Source organism: Bradyrhizobium sp. SBR1B (assembly GCF_014198205.1).
In the GTDB taxonomy this organism is placed as follows: domain Bacteria; phylum Pseudomonadota; class Alphaproteobacteria; order Rhizobiales; family Xanthobacteraceae; genus Bradyrhizobium.
The window spans coordinates 1-1,903 of the sequence record NZ_JACIHC010000073.1; the positions used below are offsets into that span (position 1 = coordinate 1).

The window sequence follows — 1,903 nt, forward strand, 5'->3', positions numbered from 1 at the left end:
CGAGCTCGAGGACGCGATCGACGTCGAGGACGACCATGAGCTGTCCCTCGAGGCGGTGGACGCCGCCGGCGAGCTTGGCCATGCGGGGGTCGAGGTTGACGGGATTTTCTTCCATGCCGGCTTCGGGCAGGCGCAGCACCTCGCCGATCTGGTCGATCAGCAGGCCATAGGATTCACCGCGGAGGTCGACGCCGACCGCCATCGGCACCTTGCCGTCCTCGGGCTGCGGCAGGCCGAGCCGGGCGCGCATGTCGACCACGGTGACGATGCGGCCGCGCAAGTTCAGCACGCCCGCGATCTCGCGCGAGGACAAGGGCACGCGGGTGACGCGTTCGGGCATGAACACGTCCTGGACGCGGGAGATCGGCAGGCCGAACAGCTGGCCGCCGATCATCGCGGTGACGTATTCGACCATGGCGCCTTCGCTGGACTGGGTCTTCTTGCTGGTCATAAGCGTATCTCCTGGTCCCGTCCCTTAGGCCGCCGCCCGGTTCAGCTCGGAGGCGCCGGCGGCGCCCGCGGTCTGCTCCTTCAGCGCCGCGATCAGACCGGGACGGTCGAACTTGGCGACGTAGTCGTGGAAGCCGGCCTGGCGGCCGCGCTCGATCGCCGCCGGCGACACCAGCGCGGACAGGCCGATGATCGGCATCGAGCCGAGATTGTTGTCGGATCGGATAACTTCGGCGAACTCGAACCCGTTCATGTCGGGCATCTCGATGTCGGTCAGGACCACATCGAAGCTCTGCGCACGGAGCGCAGCCAGGCCCTCCTGCGCGGTCGGCGCGGTGCGGACGCGGTAGCCGGCCGCCTTGAGGACGGGCGCCAGCATGTTGCGGAAGAAGGCGCTATCGTCGACCAGCAGCACCGACTGCGAGTGCATCGACGGCTTCATCTCCTTGCGGGTGAACCAGTCGGCGAACGCCATGGGGAGGAAGTGGCCGACGTCGATCACCTCGGTGGCCTGGCCCTTGATCACGGCCGAGCCGAGGATGCCGGAGGCGGAGCCGCCGACCTCGATGTTGAGCCGTTCCTCGACGATGTCGATGATCTCGTCGACGACGAGGCCCATGGAGCGGCCGTCATCGGCGAACACCAGGATCGGCTGGGCGCCCTGGCTGGCGATGGTGACGCCTTCCATGGCGACGAGCGGCATCAGCTGCTCGCGGTATTGCACCATGTAGCGGCCGTTGCTGAACTCGATCTTGTCGGCGGGCAGCTCTTCCAGGCGGGTGACGAGGCCGAGCGGGACCGCCTTGGGCTGCGACGAGCCGGCGCGGAACACCAGCAGCGAGGTGGTCTGCTCGCCCGAGCCGATGTGATGCGCGCCGTTCTCGTCGCCCATGTCATGGGCCGAGGAGCCGGCGGCGCCGAGCGCCTTGGCAATGCCGTTGGGGTCGATGATCATGATCACCGCGCCATCGCCCAGGATGGTGTTGCCGGAGAACATGTCGATGTGACGCAGCTTGGTCGACATCGGCTTGACCACGATTTCTTCGGTGTGGAACACGCCGTCGACGACGATGCCAAAGGTCTGGCTGCCGACTTGCGTCACCACGATGAAGCCGTTCTCGGGATCGGAGGCGGCGCCGTCGTCGATCTTGAGCAGCTTCTTCAGATGGATCAGCGGCAGCAGCTTGTTGCGCAGACGAAGGACTGCGGTGTCCTTGATGCGCTCGATGCGGTGCTCCGAGTTGGCGCGGGCCCGCACGAGCTCGACCACCGAGAGCTGCGGGATCGCAAAGCGGTCGCCGGCGGCCTCGACGATCAGGGCGGAGACGATCGCCAGGGTCAGCGGGATCTTGATGGTGACGGAGCTTCCCTCGCCGGCCACCGACTTGATGTCGATGGTGCCGCCGATCTGGTCGATATTGGTGCGCACCACGTCCATGCCGACGCCGCGGCC

The 1,903-nt window shown here is 67.1% G+C and carries 2 protein-coding genes; both read right to left on the reverse strand.

Features of this window, described 5'->3' with window-relative positions:
• Positions 1-451: chemotaxis protein CheW (locus tag GGD61_RS40100; RefSeq protein ID WP_183232546.1), on the reverse strand; the 451-nt coding region annotated here is incomplete at its 3' end.
• Positions 452-475: 24 nt separating this feature from the next.
• Positions 476-1,903: chemotaxis protein CheW (locus GGD61_RS40105; protein ID WP_183232547.1), on the reverse strand; the 1,428-nt coding region annotated here is incomplete at its 5' end.